Annotated in this window: 4 protein-coding genes; all 4 read right to left on the reverse strand. The window is 56.8% G+C overall.

The genetic code is table 11. The features are described from left to right. Positions 1-16 precede the first annotated feature (16 nt). From TERTU_RS10500 to TERTU_RS10515, 4 genes are read right to left on the reverse strand one after another with little or no spacing between them, the layout of a single operon-like run. Complete coding sequence (locus TERTU_RS10500; protein ID WP_015817075.1) at positions 17-3,094, reverse strand: type I polyketide synthase; 3,078 nt, start codon at positions 3,092-3,094, stop codon at positions 17-19. A 29-nt stretch (positions 3,095-3,123) separates the two neighbouring features. Next, the gene (locus TERTU_RS10505; RefSeq protein ID WP_015817539.1) at positions 3,124-8,730 is read right to left on the reverse strand and encodes a type I polyketide synthase; all 5,607 of its coding nucleotides are present in this window, start codon (positions 8,728-8,730) and stop codon (positions 3,124-3,126) included. Between the two features lie 31 nt (positions 8,731-8,761). Then, on the reverse strand, positions 8,762-13,651 hold the full coding sequence (locus TERTU_RS10510; protein WP_015820955.1) for a type I polyketide synthase: 4,890 nt from the start codon (positions 13,649-13,651) through the stop codon (positions 8,762-8,764). A gap of 3 nt (positions 13,652-13,654) precedes the next feature. After that, entirely contained in the window at positions 13,655-19,345 is a 5,691-nt protein-coding gene (locus TERTU_RS10515; protein WP_015816869.1) for a type I polyketide synthase, read from the reverse strand. Position 19,346: the final 1 nt, after the last annotated feature.

The following is a 19,346-nucleotide window of genomic DNA, read 5'->3' on the forward strand; positions in this document are numbered from 1 at the left end:
CGAAAACCCCAGGCGATTATGTCGCCACTCGGGCTTGGGCAAATTCGATTAGCTTGTCTACTGTGGTGACCATCATGATTTCCTTTATAGGAATTTTTTCCTCGCTGTTCAGCGCGACTTCCAGCTTGGATTTCAGCTCCATAATCATCATCGAGTCGTAACCCAAATCCATTTGAAAATGGTGCTCTGGTTTAATTTGTTGTGGAGGAATACCACGTACTGCAGAAACAATAGAAACCACGACATCCGATAATGGCTGGGCCGTTGGCCGCTCTGTCGTTGTGCTGGCTTTGATTGCTGACGAATTCGTATTTACTGACTCACCTTGCGCAGTTGTTTCTAGCACAGCAGGTGTTGAATGGAGCACGGCGTTTTCAAGCCAGTGGTGATGTCGTTGGAAGGGATAAAAAGGCAAGACTGTTTTGTGATAGCGACGCCCCTGATGCAAGGCCGCCCAATCGACCGGTAGACCAAGCTCCCACGCTCGGCTGGCAGTCTCAATGTATTGGGGCTTATCGGGCTGTTTACTGTGCAACGATGAAAGCCAATTAAGCGATGCCTCTGTGAGGCAGGACTTGCCGATGGAGAGCAGCCCAGTTCCAGGCCCCACTTCCAGAAACACGTTAACATTGTTGGCCTGCAACGCACGCAATCCCTTTTCGAACTTCACGGCACTGCGCGTGTGACGCACCCAGTAGAGGGCGTTGCCCAGTTCCTCTCCGGCGGGTTGTCCGGTAACGTTGGAGATAATACGCAGCCGCGGTTTTTTGTAAGTCACGCTCTCGGCAACGGCCTGAAACGCGTCCAGCATTGGCTCCAGCATTTTGGAGTGAAAGGCATGCGAAACATCCAGTGAACGACAGGCAATATCACGCTCCTCGGCCACCGCCAGGATGGTTCCCATGGCGTCGGGTTCCCCGGAAAGCGCCGTGTTCTCCGGCGAATTAAACGCCGCAATAGCCAATTGTTGCTCAAGCCCCAATTCTTTCACTAAGGCTTTCACCTGTGCAGCATCGCAGAACCACACCGACATGACTCCAGGCGCGCATAGCTCGGCCATCAAACGGCCGCGCGCAGCAATTAACCGCAGACCGTCTGCCAGCGAAAAGAGCCCGGCATAACACGCCGCCACATATTCGCCCACACTATGACCCATAACGAGCGTTGGTTTGATACCCCAGGCACTCCACATTTCCGCAAGGGCATATTCCAGCGCAAACAGTGCCGGCTGGGTGTATTGCGTCTGGTTTAATTTGTCGCTGTGTTCACCCCATAAAACCGCTGTGAGCGAGACTTCGAGCTGCTCGCGCAACAGTTCTTCACAACGGTCGATGGCCGAACGGAACACGGGCTGACTCTCGTATAGCGTTCGGCCCATGCCGGGGTACTGCGAACCCTGACCACTGAACAGATACGCCAGTCGACTGTTGCTCGCGGTACTGTCGTGCGCAACAAAGGGCAAATCTCCGACGCTTATTGCCTGTAACTTAGCCAGCAACTCGGCGGGATTTTCCCCGTAAACGCTCAAGCGTGAGGCCAGTGAAGCCCGGCTAATGTTGCTGGTGTAACAGGCGTTTGCGATGTCCACCGCGTCGCTGGCGAGGTAGTCGGCATAAGAATCAACCATCGCTTTTAGCGCTTCCGGGCTCTTGGCAGACAGCGTTAATGCAGACACGCAAGGCTGGGTTGCGTCGGGATCGATACTGGCCGGAGCTTCCACCACCATGTGAGCGTTTGTGCCGCCAATACCAAATGCACTGACACCGGCGATGCGCGGTGTATCTTCCGACCAGCGTGTCGGCTCGGTCACCACCTTAATCGGCAGTGAATCCCAGGCGACTTTCGTGCTGGGCGACGAAAAATTAAGGTGGGGGGGAATCTCGCCGTGTTTTAACGCCAAAATCACTTTGAGCAACCCGGCGATTCCGGCGGCACCCTCAGTGTGCCCATAGTTGGTCTTGATCGAGCCCAACCACAACGGTTGCCCGGCGGTACGGTCGGCGCCAAAAACCTGATTCAATGCCTCAATTTCAAGTGGGTCACCGAGGGCCGTTCCAGTGCCATGGGCTTCGATGTAACCAATATCTGCGGGATTTACCCCGGCATCTTTCAGCGCCGCGCGAATCACCTTTTCCTGCGCCTTGCCATTGGGTACCGGCAACGCACTGCTGGGGCCGTCCTGATTAACCGCACCGCCGCGCAATACGGCGAGAATCGAGTCGTTATCGCGCTGCGCATCGGAAAGCCGCTTGAGGGCGATCACGCCCACCCCTTCGCCCCGGGCATAGCCATCGGCGGATTCGTCGAACGTTTTGCACAGGCCATCTGTTGACAGCATGCTCGCGGCGCAGGTGGCGACGAACATACTTGGAGTGACCAGCAGGTTGATGCCGCCCGCAAGCGCCAGGTCGCACTCCTGATTCTGGAGGCTACGCATCGCAAGATGAACACTGACCAGCGAAGACGAACAGAGCGTATCCACAGCGATAGCCGGACCTTGAAAGCCGAAGTTGTGCGCCAGGCGCCCAGCGGCGATGCCGTTGCCGTTGGTAATGGCGGTGTACATACTAATCGCATTCAGATCCTGCACGCTGTAATGGGCGTAGTCGCTGTTCATTGCGCCCAGGAACATACCAGTGTTACTGCCGCGCAACGCGGTCGGCGACAGCCCGGCGTATTCCAGCGCCTCCCAACAGGTTTCCAACAGCAAGCGGTGCTGCGGGTCCATGGCATTGGCTTCAGCGGGGCCGACGTTGAAAAAATCGCGGTCAAACCCTGCGATTTCATCAATAAAGTAACCACGACGGGTGTACATCTTGCCGGGTTTACCGGGTATGGGATCGTAAAAAGCATCCAGATCCCAACGGTCTGACGGCACCTCCTGTACAGCGTTGTTACCGCCGCGCAGGTACTCCCACAGCCGCTCAGGGGTGGTCACACCACCTGGAAATCGGCAGCTCATGCCGATTATCGCGATGGGTTCACGGGTTTGAGCCGCCTCCAACTCTTTAACCCGCGCCTGCAATCGTTTCAGCTCTGTTAGCGCTTTTGCCAGCACTGCACGGTTATCTGTTTTCTCTGTTGCCTTTTGCATCGTCTGCTTTAATTCCTTTACGCCAACACTTATGTCGCCAGTTGTTGTTCCAACAGCGCGGCCAGATCGTCTTCCGACAGATCGTCTGCCAGCGCCAACTCGTCGTGCTCTTCTTCAACGGCTTCGTCATCCGACTCGTCGAAAGACAGCTCGAGCACCTCAGAGCAGAGGTAACCGATAAGCTCGCCCACGGTTGGGTAATTGAAAGCCACTGTGGGCGCCAGGGTGATATCAAACTCGCGTTCCAGGCGCTGCCTGAATTCCAACGACATAAGCGAATCCATGCCGGAGTCGAAGAAACCCTGGTCCAGACTCACTTTTTCAGTGGATGGCAAACGCAGAATGTCCACGAGAATCGACACCACCTGACTGATCAACAATTCTCTGCGCTCGCCCACTGGTACTGTCTGCAATTGCGCCAGCATGCCGCCGCGTGTGTGCTTATCTCCCAGGTGTTCTTGCCGGTAGGCATGAAATAGTGGCGCGGTCGCCGCACCGGGAAATTTCTGCAAAAACACGGGCCAATCGACTTTAACCGCGCCAACGCTCATGCCGTTACTCACCGGTGGCTGTTGCATTAGCGCGCACATAGCCTCCATACCCTCGGCGACATCAAAGGTGCGAAGCCCCGCTGCGGCCATCTTGTTACCAGTATCGGCGGCCAGGCGTGCTGCCATCCCCACTTCGCCCCAGGGGCCCCAGTTGATGGAGAGACCGGCTAAACCCGAGGCCTGCCGGTGTTGCATCAAACCATCCAGGAAGCTGTTACCAACGGCGTAATTGACCTGCCCCGGCGTGCCAAACAGCGACGCAATAGATGAGTAGCTAACGAAAAAGTCGAGCGGCTGCTCACGCGTGGCCAGGTGTAAGTTCCAGCCACCAGCGACTTTGGGCGAGAGTACTTTTGCAAAAGCACCGATGGTGGTCTGATCGATAGCTTGATCCTCCACGACTCCGGCCAGGTGCATCACGCCGCCCAGCGCGGGCATGCTGCTTTCGACCTCGGCAACGGCGGCGAAAACCTGCGCTTGATCGGCGATATCTGCTCGCAGCAACCGAATATCGGCACCACTTGTTTGCGACAGCGTATGCAGTTGGTGCAATACTTCTTCGTCGGGTTCGCGGCGAACAAGTAACGCCAGATGGCGCGCTCCCTGGGCCACTAACCATTCCGTGACCTGACGCCCAAGGCCGCCCATGGCGCCGGTGATAAGGTAACTTTTATCAGCGGTGACCAAGTTCTCAACGGGCGCCTCCTGGCGCTCGGCCCGACCCAGACGCTGGACATAACGCTGCGCGCCACGCAACAGCCGCTGGTTATCGCGGGCGGTGATATCGAGTTCCCCAACCAGCCGCGCGGCGTTTTCACTTGTCATCGCAATAGCGTTTCCGGTATCGGGCAGGTCGACAAATACACTGGCGATATGCGGCAGTTCTAAAGCCATCACCCGGCCCAATGCCCACACCGCATGTTGCGCAACATTGATGTCTTCCTGCGCTAACGCCTGAGCCCCCCGGGTGGGGACTACAAGGCGAGGAAACGCTTCGCTAAAGTGACGTGACAGCGCTTTCAGCAGTGCCAGTTCCCCGGCACAGGTGTGCAGAACTTGCTCTTGCAGGGAGCGGCTGTCAGCGACAGGATCAAACGCCATGGCGTAGACGCGCAGATCGAGAATGCCAGCTATGGTCTGCCCTTCGAACGCTTGCAGCAGCTGCAGATAATCGTCGACGCTGTCGCTGCGCAGCGTGTATCGCCCTTCCGCCAGCTTCGCGTATGCCTGAGCGCTAGTTACCGTAACAAATGGCTTACCAGCCGCCGCTAATGCCTCGTAGAGAGCGGTCTCCTCCTGATTGGGAGCCGTGAACACCAGCCACTGGCCATCAGTTTTGGCTTGCGTCGCCTCATCTTGGGCCAGTTCCCAGTGCGCCTGGTAGAAGTGTCCTCCGGCGCGGCTGTCGTCCTGAACATCCAGCAGTCCTTTTTTCAGTAATGCCTGACTCGATTTGCGTAATTCGAGGCCTTCAATCTCGAAAACCAGTCGACCCTGATCATCAAACAGGGTCAGATCGCCCAGGTAGCGTTGCGACGTACCGGGGCCCTGCTCGCTCCTCGGCCGCGAGTAGCACCACAAGCCGCCAGCGGCTGGCTGCTGGTAAAAACGCATGCGGCCAACGCTGAAGGGAATATAGATATCGTCCTCTTCCACCTGTAAACCAGCCGAACTACCAAAAGCCTGAAAGCAGGAGTCGAGTAAGCCCGGATGAATCTGGTAGTCCAGGGCGCCATCCGGCAACTCTGGTAACACCATGCGGTGCAGGGTTTCGCCTGCCTGCGCCCAGCGATCACCAACCCATTGGAACGCACTGCCCAACGTGTAACCCCCCTCCCAGATACGCTGGTAAAAGTCCTCGCCGGTCTCCTGCAGCGGCCAGCTTGAGGTGGCGGTATCGCGATCCACAGGCAGTTCGCTGTGCTGCTCGCCACCGAGCACAAAGTTACCTGTGGCATGCACAGTCCAGCCGCTCTCGCGGTAGGGGTCGTCGTCGCGGTTGAGGGAAATAATCTTGAATTCGTATTGTCCGTCTTCCTGCGGAGTCAGCAGCAGTTGTACGGGTTTCTCGGCACCATCAGCGATGGCGATTGGCTGGTAAAAGACGACATCGCTCAGCACGCAATCCTGCATATCAAAACGGTCTCGCACTGCGGTGAGCACCATAGATACGTGGGACGCCCCAGGCACAATAACAATGCCGAACAGGCGATGATGTTCCAGGTAGGCGGGAGACTGGGCACTGAGCACCGACTGATAGCAGGTCTCTTTCATTAAAGGCAATGCCAGGCGCTGCCCTAAAAGGGCATTAACCTTGGCTTGCGGTACAGCAGTGGGCTGATAGGGCAAGGCCGGTTTCGTATCCGCGCCCGTTACCCAATAGCGCTGCCTCTGATAGGGATACAAGGGCGCAGAAAGCTTGTGCCATGGGGCACTGGCATGCACAGCCCGCCAATCAATAACAGCGCCGCATTCATAAAGCTCCACCAGCGCGCGATTGAGGGCAGTTGTATCCTTGATCCGCTCATGCAGGCTGACCAGCCATTTTCCAGCATAATCATCCACGCACTGCCGGGCGAGGCCGATTAACGTCGTTTTTGGGCCTATCTCCAGCACCACGTCTACGTGCTGACAAATCTCTTGCACACCGTCGGCAAACCGCACTGGCGCTGCGATATGTTCAGCCCAATAATTGGCAGAGGCAATTCCCTCATCGGCTTCGGCACCAGTAAGGTTTGAGATAACCGTCAACTCTGGCTGTTTGAATGCCACTTCGCTGGCAACCTGGCGGAAAGACTCGACAATGGGGTGCATTAAAGGCGAGTGAAACGCGTGTGAAACCGCCAGTGCAATGCTGCGCACGCCATTCTCATTCAGCACCTGCTTAAGCGTTTCAAGTGCACCCAGCGCACCGGAAACCACAGTCTGCTGCGGCGCATTTATTGCCGCAATACTGAGCCTGTCCTCCTGGCCTTTGATGAAGCTGGCAACCGATTCAGAATCGGTCAACACCACCAACATACCGCCACCCGCTGGCAGGCTTTGGATCAGTTGGCCCCGCTGGGCAATCAACCACAGCCCCTCTTCCAGCGAGAAAATACCCGCCACGCAGGCGGCCACATACTCACCGACGCTGTGCCCCATGACCACCGTTGGCTGCACACCCCATGCGCTCCACAGTTGAGCTAGAGAATATTCAACGCTAAACAGCGCTGGCTGGGTGTAACTGGTCTCATTGATAAGGTTGGAATTGTCGCCCCATAACACCGACAACAAAGGGTATTCCAGCCACTGACTGAGTATCTCTGCGCACTCATCCAATACCGCTTTGAACACCGGCTCATTTTGATAAAGGTCGTGTGCCATTCCGGCAAATTGCGCCCCCTGACCGGTAAACATGAAACCAATCCTGGGAGGGTTACTGAGGGTTTCCTTGGTGAGACTAATGGCCGCTGTCTCCCCTTTCGCCACAGCCTGCAACTTGGCTAACAGTTCATCGCCACTTTTGGCAATAAATGCCTTTCGAAAGCCGTAGTGATCGCGCCCAGCGTTAACACTGGCGCAAAAATCCCGCAGGCGTGGCGAGTGCTCTTGCACAAAGTCGGCGTAACTCTGCGCCAGAGAACTCAGCGCCTTTTCGGACTTGGCCGAGAGAGTGCAAACAGCCTCGCACGCGTCATCGATCGGCTCAACCGCATCGCAAGGCGCCTGTTCGAGAATAATGTGCGCATTGGTGCCGCTAAACCCAAAAGAACTCACCCCGGCCTTGAGCAAAGCGCCAGCATCCGCACTTGCCAGCAAGGTTGGCTCACGCGCTATGGTCACACCGGCTGTATCCAGCTCAATGTGTGGGTTGAGTGTATTGAAGTGAAGGTTCGTTGGTACCCTGCCGTGCCGCAACGACAACACCGCTTTGATCATACTTGCCACACCCGAGGCTGCCTCCAGGTGGCCGATATTGGATTTAAGCGCTCCCAGCACCAGTGGGGCATTGCGCTGCTGGCCATAAACGGCGGTTAGCGCGCCCACCTCAATCGGATCACCCAGTGGCGTGCCGGTGCCGTGCGTTTCAATGTAGTTAACCTCAACCGGCTTAACCTCAGCATCATCCAATGCCTTTTTAATAACCATTTGCTGTGCCGGGCCGTTCGGTGCCGTCAGGCTGCTGCTGCGGCCATCCTGGTTAACCGCTGATCCGCGAATCACCGCGTGAATGCGATCACCATCGGCGCTGGCTTTAGTGAGCGTTTTGAGCAGCAACACTCCACCACCTTCACCGCGTACATATCCGTTGGCATCTTTATCGAAGGTTTTGCACTGGCCGTCGGTGGACAACATACCCGCCTTAGAAAGAGACACAAACACCTGAGGATCAACCAGCAGATTCACGCCACCCGCCAGTGCAGCCTCGCACTCACCACGGCGCAACGCCTGAACCGCGTGGTGGATGGCTACCAGTGATGAAGAGCAGGCGGTATCGATCGCCACAGTGGGGCCATGAATGCCTAGCAAGTAAGCTACGCGGCCACTGATCACATTTTGGGTGTTACCGGTAACGAAGAAACCCGCATCCTGGTTACCGGATTCCAGACATAGCCGGAAGTATTCTGCCGCGCCTACGCCCAGGTAAACGCCAGTATTACTCTCCATCATCTGCGCAGCGCTGTAGCCGGCATCCTGAATGGCAGACCAGCTCAGCTCAAGCGCGAGGCGCTGTTGCGGGTCCATGGTTTCGACCTCACGAGGCGCCAGGCCAAAATACCCCGCATCTATCTTGTCGTAATCCTCAATTAACCCGGCACTCAGGGTTACCGTTTTCCCCGGGGCAGCGGGATCAGTATCCACCAGTTCATGCACGGGCCAGCGATCAACCGGATTGTGGTTAATACCATCGCCGCCACGCTCGAGAAACTGCCAAAAATCTGCGGGAGTCTCCACCTGGCCAGGCAGCCGGCAAGCCATACCAACGATGGCGACTGGCTCGTGTTTTTTGGCTTCGGCTTTGGCTAACTTTTTTTGTAAATCGCCTATGGCAACCAGGGCTTGTTTCAGCGGTGACAATGCTGGCTTACTTTTCTCTACCATCAGTTTGATTCCAGTTCACTAATCGGTTTACTCACAGGGCTTGTAACTTGGCTAACAGCATTGCTTCTGCCTCTTCTTCGGAAAGCTCTGCTATTTCGTCCTCTTCCACTATGTCCACTGCATCCTCCTGCTCACCCGGCGCTTCAATCTCGGCTTCCGCCACAGGTAGCGACGCCGTCAACTCTTCCGCCAGGTGTTTTGCCATGGCATCGATAGTGGGGTAATCAAACGCAATGGTGGCTTGCAGCTTGATGCCCAGATCGCGCTGCAGGCGTTCCTTTAATTCCACTGCCATCAGTGAGTCCATGCCCAATTCGGTAAAACCCTGGCTCGAAGAGATAACCTGCTCACTATCCAAACGACAGATATCAGTGACGTAACTGCGCAACAGCCCCATCAATTCGGCTTTCCATTTGTGCGCAGGCAGGGCAACGATTTTTTCACGCGCTTCATTTTTAGCCGGAGTTGCGCCTGCGGAAGAGCTGGGATGTTCATCGGTATTGGCGAGCATGTGGGTGAACAAATGGTTGTGACGCTTGCTTGCGTAAAGTGCCGCGAATTTATGCCACTCCACATCAGCGATAACCAGCTGAGTGGCGGCGCCTAACGCCAGTACCGCGCGCAGTGCGTGTAATGCTTGCGCGTTGGTTAAACCGTGGATACCAACACGCGCCATCTGATTGTCTTTATCCAGAGTTAGCCCCATTCCCACCTCGGCCCATGGCCCCCAGTTGATGGACTGCACGGGAAGACCCTGGCGCGTGCGCTGGCCAGCAAAGCTGTCGAGAAACTGATTGGCTGCCGTGTAAGCTGCCTGCCCCGCCGAGCCCCAGACTGACGAGATAGAGGAGAAACAAACAAAGTAATCCAGGGTGCTCTCAGCACTTAACGCCGCTAGGTTTAGTGTTCCAGCAACCTTGGGATTGAGGACCTCAGTCAGCGCCACTTCGGCCAGTTCAGCACTTGCAGTTGGATCGCCACTGATTCCGGCAAGGTGGAAAATACCCTTGAGCTCTGGCACCCCACCACTCACCTCCTGGTAACCGCTCAGCAGCGCATTGCGATCCGCCACATCCGCGTTCACCAATGCCACTTCAACCTGTTGAGACTGCCAGCGCTCGAGCGCAGCTTTTGCCGCGTCGCTCCTTGGGCCACCGCGACTGACCAGCACCAAGTGACGAACCCCTTGCGTGACAAGCCAGTCTGTCACCACCAATCCGAGGCCGCCGAATGCGCCGCTTACGAGGTAAGTGGCATTGGTTTTAACAGAGGCATTGGCTTTCAGATTGGCGGCAGGCGATGATTCGCTGGCGCACCAGGGATGCAAGTGCGGGGCGTAACAAACTTCACCACGAACCGCTAATTGATCCGCATCGACCAGATTGGCAACCAGGCTCGCGAGGCGGGTTGCCTCGGCCACGGAGATACACGGTTCTGTATCCTGCTCAAGCAGAGACAGGTCTAAAACCGCCTTAAACTGCTCTGGCAATTCCGCGGCCAGCGTATTGCACACACCCCAAACGCAGGACTGGGCACTGGCGACACGGCGATCCGCTTTGCTACAGAGCACAGCGCCTCGAGTGACCACCCACATGTCGGGGCGCACCGCTGTATCGACACCAATAGCGAGGCTGGTTAACAACGCATGACAAAGGGCCGCAGGGTCGGAATCGTTGACGGCATCGGTACGACAAAACACAACGCGAGAGAAAGTTTCCGATCTTGCAGTTTCTGCAAAGGCGTTGCCCTGGCTGGAAGTCACTACAACGACCTCGCAACCGAGGGCGCTAAGCGCATCCTTCAGGTTGCTTACCTGCTGCTCGTTATCGGCCAACAGCAGTGTCTTACCGGCCAAGGTTGAAGCGGTTGTAACAGGCTCCACCGCATCCCAGTGCAACTGCGCACCCAAGCGGGCTAATGGGTCTTCCGAGCCATGCTGGCTCAGCGGCTGCAGCTGCCTGAGCATCTGCGCCAACACCTGCTGAGATGCTTCAGGTAGGGTTTGCTGCGGCAGTTGGGTGAGTAGAGGCGTTAGGTCGCCCTGGCGCAAAGCGTCGAGCCATGCAGATTCTACCGGCGACAATCTGCCGGGCTGGTTGCTGTTGGAGCCCTTGTACCAGTAGGATTTACGCTGAAACGGATAGCATGGCAAAGTGATTCGACGGCGGTTAAACGGAGCATCAAAGGCCTGCCAATCCACGGTGCAACCTCGGCTGTACAGTTGCGCCAGGCTTTGCAGCATCACCGCTTCGTCGTCGTGCCCGGGGCGGAGCGAGTTGAGCCAGGCATAGCCTTGCAAGGTGTCGTCCCGCGATTCCAGCGCCCGCCTTCCGAGCCCCAACAGCGTCGCACCTGGGCCAATTTCCAGCAGGGTTTGCATGCCCTGCTCCACCAACACGTCAAAACCCTGGCCGAATTTAACCGGCGCGCTCACGTGCTCTATCCAGTAGTCTGCCGTCGCCAGAACATCGGTTTCTGCCCGACCAGTGAGGTTGGAGATTATACTCAGCCGCGGGCGCTGATAGTCTATGCTGCGGGCCACTTCGGCAAAGGCGTCCAGCATGGGCGCCATCATTGGCGAGTGGAAGGCGTGAGAGACGCTCAACGTCTGATAACTGATGCCCTTGCTTTCCAGTTCGGCCATAAAGTCGTTCAGCGCGCTTTGCTCGCCGGACACCACCGTGCTTTGTGGGCCATTGATGGCCGCAACTGCCAGCCGACCGCCGTAGTTCACCAACAGGGTTTCCACGGTATCCACCGGGGCGAACACTGCACTCATGGCGCCGCGCTCACAGCACTCAGCCATTAACCGGCCACGCGCGGCAATCAATTTCAGACCGTCGGCGAGACTGAACACGCCGCTAAAACAGGCGGCCGCGTATTCGCCAACGCTGTGGCCAATGACCGCCCCCGGCACTATCCCCCAGCTTTCCCACAGGCGGGCCAGGGCCATTTCCAGAGCAAACAGCGCCGGTTGGGTATACTGGGTTTCATTAATAAGCGTTTCGTCGTCACCCCAGAGTACATCGATAAGTGAAGACTCGAGGGTGCCTTTAAACAGGGCGTCACATTCATCTATTACCCCGCGAAACACCGGCTGGCTCTGGTACAGCCCCTTACCCATGCCCCGGTACTGCGAACCTTGGCCGCTAAAGAGAAAACCTGGCTCAGCCATCTGCTCGATCGAATCTTCAAAGCGGTTCGCATCGGCGGCGGCGATTTTGGTCAGTGCCTGCACCATGCTCTGGCGATCGCCTGCAACAGCGCAATCCCGAAATAAAAAGTCGGAACGTGATGTGTTAGCTGTGTAAGCGAAATTAGCGAGGTTTTCGAGAGCGTCCGCATCACCGGCTTCGATGAGAGTATCGAGCGCGTGAGCGTAGCTGAGCGCCTGATCGGCGAGCGCTCGTGGCGACTTGGCAGCCAGTTTGATCGGGTGCCAAGCCCGTGCCACCGGCTCGACACCCGCTTTTTCAGTGACAGAGAACTTACCAGCGGCTGGCTTGGAAGGCGCAGATGCGAGAATGACATGACCGTTGGTACCGCCAAAGCCGAACGCGCTCAGACCCGCGTGCTTTTGACCGTCTGCCGCAACACTGCGCCAGATTCGGTGGCTGTCGGCGACAGCGACATTTAGCTCTGACCAGGGGATAAGCGCGCTTGGGTTGGAACAGTGTAAATGACGGGGTATCTCGCCGTGTTCCAGTGACAGCACCAGTTTCATCAACCCCGCAAGACCCGCCGCTGCTTCTACGTGACCAATATTGGTTTTTACCGACCCCACCAACAATGGATTGTCGCTCGAGCGGGCGCGTCCATAGACCGCCCCCAGTGCGCCAATCTCAATGGGATCACCCAGCGACGTACCCGTACCATGAGCTTCAACATAATCCACCGCACCCGCTTCCAGGCTAGCGTTTTTCAGCGCTTGCTTGATAACACTTTGCTGCGCTACCCCGTTGGGTACGGTAAGGCCGCCGCTGGCGCCATCCTGATTGATGGCCGAGCCGAGCACGACCGCACGTACAGAATCTCCATCGCGCAGGGCGTCGCTCAGTCGTTTCACATAAACAGCCGCAACACCTTCGCCGCGCACATAGCCATCGGCGGCGGCATCGAAGGTTTTACAACGACCATCCGGCGCCAGCATGTGAGCCTTGGAAAAGGTAATGCTGATATCCGGTGTGAGCATGAGGTTTGAGGCGGCAACGATGGCTCCGTCACAGTCCCCGGTTCGCAGGCTCATACACGCAGTATGCAAAGCAACCAGAGAAGAGGAGCAGGCGGTATCAACTGAAAAACTGGGCCCCTGGCACCCCAGCGTGTAGGACAATCTGCCACACGCGGTGGCATGGGCATTCCCGGTTCCAAAGTAGGCCGATATACCTTCCTCTCCGACATATTTGGCTTCGGCCATCATGTAGTCCGAACCACTCATGGCCACGAATACCCCGGTGTTGCTACCGTACAGGCTTGCAGGTAGCACATTACCGTTTTCCAACGCCTCCCAAGTCACCTCCAGCATCATTCTCTGCTGAGGGTCTAGAGACTCAGCTTCGCGCGGCGACACCTCGAAAAACCCGGCGTCGAACTGCTGGATTTCGTCGAGAAAACCACCGAAACGGCTGCTAATTTTGCCTCGTGCGTCAGCATCGGCGTCGTAATATTCGTCGATGTTCCAACGCTGCGATGGTACTTCGCTGATGGCATCGGTACCATCAACCAGCAACGCCCAAAACTGTTCCGGGGTGTAAACACCGCCGGGAAAACGGCAGCCCATACCGATGATCGCAATGGGTTCATGTTTGGCATCCAGCTCTTTCTTTAACCGCCCTTCGAGCTGATCGATCACCTGTATTGCCTGCTTGAGGCGTTGCATCATTTGCTCGTTAGCAGGGGCGTTGGTCTTTTCTGTACTCATTATCTACTCATCCAGTAACGAACTGAGGCGGTCCAGCTTGTTGCCCAACAAGGCGTTCAGCTCATCGCTGTCCATGTCATTCAAATTTTGTGACTCGGAACTTTGCAGCATCTCCTCCATGGAAGCCCCGGTCTCATCGCCCTCATCGGTTGCCGCAGCACCAAGAATGTGTGCCTGTAGATAGCTGTTCAGCGCTTCGAAATTGGGGTAGTCAAAGATCAAAGTGGCGCTCAGCTTGGTATTGAGGTCTTTCTCCAGGCGGGACTTCATCTCAAGGGCCAGCAGTGAATCCAGCCCCAGGTCAAAGAAGCGGTCGCGTGCACCGATCTTTTTGGGATTATCAAAACCCAAGACCTTAGCCAGAGTCTGATGTACGTGGTTTGCCAGCGCCTGAGGCTGTTCCACTGCCGGCAGCGCCATTAATTCGGTGTGAAAGCGGGGTTGCGCAACAGTGTTGTGCGCAGTACTCCCCATTTGGGCAAAAATGCCTGGCACCGTGCCGTTAAACTGCGTGAGGAATTCCGGCCACCGGATATTGGCCACCATGACCTGCGAAGCGCCGTCCGACTGCATCCATTGCCCCAGTGCACCCATGCCCTGCGCCTGACTCAAGGGGGATAGGCCAATATCTTTCAACCGCTGCTGATAGCGCTCATCCAGTTGTGCCGCCATTCCGCCTTCTGCCCAAGGGCCCCAGTTGATGCTGAGCCCGGCTAGCCCTTCAGCACGGCGCATGGCCATAAGGCCATCCAGAAACGCGTTCGCAGCGGCATAGTTCGTCTGCCCTTGTGACCCCAGAACTGAGGTGATCGAGGAAAAACCGACAAAGTGGTCGAGTGGCAAATGGGAACTCAGCAGGTGCAGATTCCAGGCACCGAGTATCTTGGGTGCTGTCACTTTGGCAAAGCGTGCTTCGTTCATCTGATCGATAAAACTGTCATCCAGCACACCAGCCGCATGAAAAATTCCGCCCAGCGGCAGACAGTCGCAAGCTATACGCTCGAAAACGCCTTGCAGCTGATCGCAAGAGGCTACATCCGCCTGCAAGCAGAGAATCTCGGCGCGTGCTGCCAGCTGGTCTAGCTGAACCTGCGCTTCGGCTTTGGGTGCGGAGCGGCCCAGTAACACGAGTTGAACTGCGCCCTGCTCCACCAGCCAATGGGCAAGCTGGAGACCGAGACCGCCCAGCCCGCCAGTAATGAGGTAGCATTTAGCTGGGTCAATCACCTCACCAGTGGCAGCTACAGATAGAGAAGCAGGCTGTAAACGAGGCGCCAATAACTCGCCGTCAGCGACTCGCAACTGATTTTCTGTTGGCTCGGTCAGGGCGTGAAGTACAGCTGGCAGGACATTCTGCGTAGAATTTGCGAGGTCGATAAGCGCGAGTGGCAGCGTAGACAACTCAACCTGGGCACTTCGCACCATCCCCCAAAGCAACTGCTGCAACGGTTGCACTCTGTGCTTGTCTTCAGCCTTGTTTTTGGCTGAAGACAAGCCTGTGTCTGAAACCGCAAAGGCTCCCTGGGTAACGACGTGCAGCCCCTTAATCGGAAGACCGGAGGCCCGTTGCAGGAGCTGAAGAAGATTTCGCCATACTGGCTTCTCCAGCTGCTGCACAGTGGCGGAAGACATGTCTGGTTCAATCGTTGCGTCCATACCCCAGAGATAGAGAATATGCCATGGCTGTGACTGCCGCCGCTCTAGCGCCACAAACAGTTGCTCCATTTGCTCAGCGGCACCAGGGTTTAGCTCCAGGCTGTTGTGCTGTTCTTTAAATTCCTCACCTACACGAATAATGCAGTGCTCTACCCCGGCAGCCTGTAACTCTGACAAGATGTTTTTGCAGGTTGGCTGGTCATCGGCAAACACCGCCACCGGCCCAACAATGGCTAGCTCAGCAGTCTGCGGTTGAGTGATTTTCTGCCAATTGAGGCCGTAGCTTAACTCGGCTGTGTTTGCGCTCGGGCGCAGGGCGCTCAGGGCATTCTCCAGTGCCAACTTGGTTGAACGGCGACCTTCGAAGCCGTTTATGCTGGCTATTAACTCATCAGCTTCGTTTACCAGCCAGAGGTCGCCGACAATTTTACCGCCCTCGCCTTCATGATTATCGTTGCTCAGTTGCGCGTAGCAGTAGAATGTCTCTCCTGCTCGCGGCGTTCGGTAGAGAGTAAGTCCCTGAATCAACGCAGGAATGTAAAGGCTGTTTTGTTCTTCCTCAAAATCACCGCGGGTTCGGCTACAGTCGATCACCTGGAAACAGGCATCGAGCAAACCGGGATAGAAGAGATAGCTTTCCGCAAGCTCTTCGCGATTGTTAGTGTCGAGACGCCGCAGTGCCTGACGCTCACACCGCCAGCCTTCACCCAACCAACGGAATTTATCGCCAACGGTATAGCCTTTATCCCAAAAGCGCTGGTAGAAATCGCTGGGAGTTTCATCGGTGGACCAACTGGCCATGGCCGACTTGAGCATCAGCGGCGCAACCGGCGTTTTTTCGCCCGCCTGCAAGGCCGCAATCGTGGCAACTACGTGCACCTTCCAGGCTGAAGGGTCTGCGGGATCGCCGCCGTCAATCAGGCTCATGAGTTGCGCGTCGACCGAGGTGTCGCAATCGCGGTGTGGCGTTAACATCACTTGTACGCTTACCGCTTTGTCTTCAGGCAACACCAGCGGTTGCCGAAACTCGATTTGGCTAAGGCTCAGTGCGGAATTTTTAAAATACTGTTGCGCCGCCTCCAGAAACGTGGCGATGTGGGAAGCACCCGCCACCACAGGCAAACCGAACAGACGATGCTGCTCCATATAATCAGGGTGGGCAACATCGAGCGCGTTTTGAAAGTAGATTTCGCGAGAGAAAGCTGCCGCCAGCCGCTCACCCAGTAGTGGGTGGCTGGCCGCGGTCACTGGGGATTTGGCAACTAAACCGCCAACCCCTTTAAGGCCGCCTAACTGGGGCTGCGGTAACCAATAACGCTCACGCTGAAAAGGATAACCGGGCAAAGTGATGCGATTGCGGTTAAACGGTGCATCAAAGGCCTGCCAATCCACGGTGCAACCCCGGCTGTACAACTGCGCTAGGCTTTGCAGCATCACCGCTTCGTCGTCGTGACCGGGGCGGAGCGAGTTTAGCCAGGCATAGCCTTGCAAGGTGTCATCCCGCGATTCCAGCGCCCGCCTTCCGAGCCCCAAAAGCGTCGCACCTGGGCCAATTTCCAGCAGGGTTTGCATGCCCTGCTCCACCAACACGTCAAAACCCTGGCCGAATTTAACCGGCGCGCTCACGTGCTCTATCCAGTAGTCTGCCGTCGCCAGAACATCAGTTTCTGCCCGACCAGTGAGGTTGGAAATAATGCTCAGCCGCGGGCGCTGATAGTCTATGCTGCGGGCCACTTCGGCAAAGGCGTCCAGCATGGGCGCCATCATCGGCGAGTGGAAGGCGTGAGAGACACTCAACGCTTGATAACTGATGCTCTTGCTTTCCAGTTCGGCCAGAAAGTCGTTCAGCGCGCTTTGCTCGCCGGACACCACCGTGCTTTGCGGGCCATTGATGGCCGCTACTGCCAGTTGACCGCCGTAGTTCACCAACAGGGTTTCCACGGTATCCACCGGGGCAAACACTGCACTCATGGCGCCGCGCTCACAGCACTCAGCCATTAACCGGCCACGCGCAGCAATCAATTTCAGACCATCGGCGAGACTGAACACGCCGCTAAAACAGGCGGCCGCGTATTCGCCAACGCTGTGGCCAATGACCGCCCCCGGCACTATCCCCCAGCTTTCCCACAGGCGGGCCAGGGCCATTTCCAGCGCGAACAGCGCCGGTTGGGTGTACTGGGTTTCATTAATAAGCGTTTCGTCGTCACCCCAGAGTACATAGATAAGTGAAGACTCAAGTGTGCCTTTAAACAGGGCGTCACACTCGTCTATTACCCCGCGAAACACCGGCTGGCTCTGGTACAGCCCCTTACCCATGCCCCGGTACTGCGAACCTTGGCCGCTAAAGAGAAAACCAGGCTCCATACCATGCGTAGCCAGCAAAGGGGCTGGTGCTGTGCAGGCCTCATCCAACTGTGCCTGCAGTTCCTGCAGGTCGCGGCAAACAAAGGCCTGACGATAAAGAAAATGGTTGCGTCCGGTGTTGGCGGAATAACAAAGTGAGGCCAAGTCATTATCACGCAGCGAACCGGCGCTGGCGGCAAATTGCGTTAGCTGTGCCTTGAATGCCTGCTCTGTCTTGGCGGAAATCGTTAATAAATGATTTGCACGTTCAGGTTTAGCGGCAACCACAGTTTCCTGCGGTGCTTCTTCGAGAATGACATGGGCGTTGGAGCCGCCAAAACCAAACGAGCTGACACCGGCGTAACGCGGCTTGCCGTTGCGCTGCCAGGAGGCCGACTCGCGCGGGACCTCAACTGACATAGTGTCCCACGGCACCATTGGGCTTGGGTCGTTAAAATTCAGGTGCGGAGGTATGGTCTCGTGTTGAAGTGATGCGACCACTTTGAGCACCCCTGCAATACCTGCTGCAGCCTCGGTATGGCCAATATTGGTCTTAACCGAGCCAACGTACAGCGGCTTTTGGCGTTCATCCTTGCCAAATACCGTGGCAATAGCACCCATTTCTATAGGGTCACCGAGGGAAGTACCGGTACCGTGGGCTTCAATGTAGTCGATGTCGGCCGGCGCCAGTTGCGCCGCTTTGAGCGCGCTTTTTAATACCTCGACTTGCGCTTTCTCGTTAGGGGCAGTCAAGCCCTGGCTGTGGCCATCCTGGTTTAGCGCCGAACCGCGCACCACGGCGAGAATGCGGTCGCCATCGCTCTGGGCATCGCGCAATCGTTTGAGAACCAGCACCCCGCAGCCCTCACCACGCACATAGCCATCGGCAGCGGCATCGAAGGTTTTACAACGGCCATCCGGGGCGAGCATATTGGCTTTGGAGAAAATAATGGATGTGACCGGGTCGAGTATCAGGTTCACCCCGCCCACCAACGCGAGGCCACACTCTTGATTGCGCAAGCACTGCGCGGCCTGGTGGATGGCAATCAACGATGACGAACAGGCGGTATCTATCGAGAAACATGGGCCTTGCAAGCCCAACGCGTAAGCAATACGGCCAGCGGCCACGCTAAAAGTGGTGCCGGTACCGTCGTAGGCCGTGATGGTGTCGTAGCCCTCGGTATTCGCCAGCGCAGTGCGCAGGTTAGTGTAGTCCGGGTTGCAGATGCCGAGAAAAACGCCGGTATTAGAGCCGACAAGATCCCTCGGTGCCTGCCCGGCATTCTCCAGCGCGTGCCAGCTGGTTTCCAGCAACAGTCGTTGCTGCGGATCGAGTCGCTCTGCCTCGCGGGGCGCTATACCAAAGAACTCCGCATCGAAACTCTCCACGTCGTCCAGCAGGCCCAGCCGCTTGGTATACATTTTCCCCGCTGCGGTGGGGTCAGCATCGTAAAAACGGGCCATATCCCAACGCTCGTCAACCATTTCACGAACGCTTTCCCGTCCTTCGACAAGCAACTGCCAGTAGCTGTCCAGGTCATTAACCCCTCCTGGCATTCGGCAGGACGCGCCGATAATTGCGATGGGCTCAGTCCGCATGTCGTTAAGTGCAGTCAACTGTTTTTGCTGCTGAACTGCCAGCAACATGACCTGTTTCGCCGAGAGCGTTTTAATTTTTTCGAGAAAATCTTTCATG

Source organism: Teredinibacter turnerae T7901 (assembly GCF_000023025.1).
Taxonomy (GTDB): Bacteria; Pseudomonadota; Gammaproteobacteria; order Pseudomonadales; family Cellvibrionaceae; genus Teredinibacter; species Teredinibacter turnerae_B.

What these genes read in the sequence shown, in the direction of transcription:
- TERTU_RS10505 (WP_015817539.1), bottom strand. Translation starts at nt 8,730, where the DNA reads ATGGTAGAGAAAAGTAAGCCAGCATTGTCACCGCTGAAACAAGCCCTG.
- TERTU_RS10515 (WP_015816869.1), bottom strand. Translation starts at nt 19,345, where the DNA reads ATGAAAGATTTTCTCGAAAAAATTAAAACGCTCTCGGCGAAACAGGTC.
- TERTU_RS10510 (WP_015820955.1), bottom strand. Translation starts at nt 13,651, where the DNA reads ATGAGTACAGAAAAGACCAACGCCCCTGCTAACGAGCAAATGATGCAA.
- TERTU_RS10500 (WP_015817075.1), bottom strand. Translation starts at nt 3,094, where the DNA reads ATGCAAAAGGCAACAGAGAAAACAGATAACCGTGCAGTGCTGGCAAAA.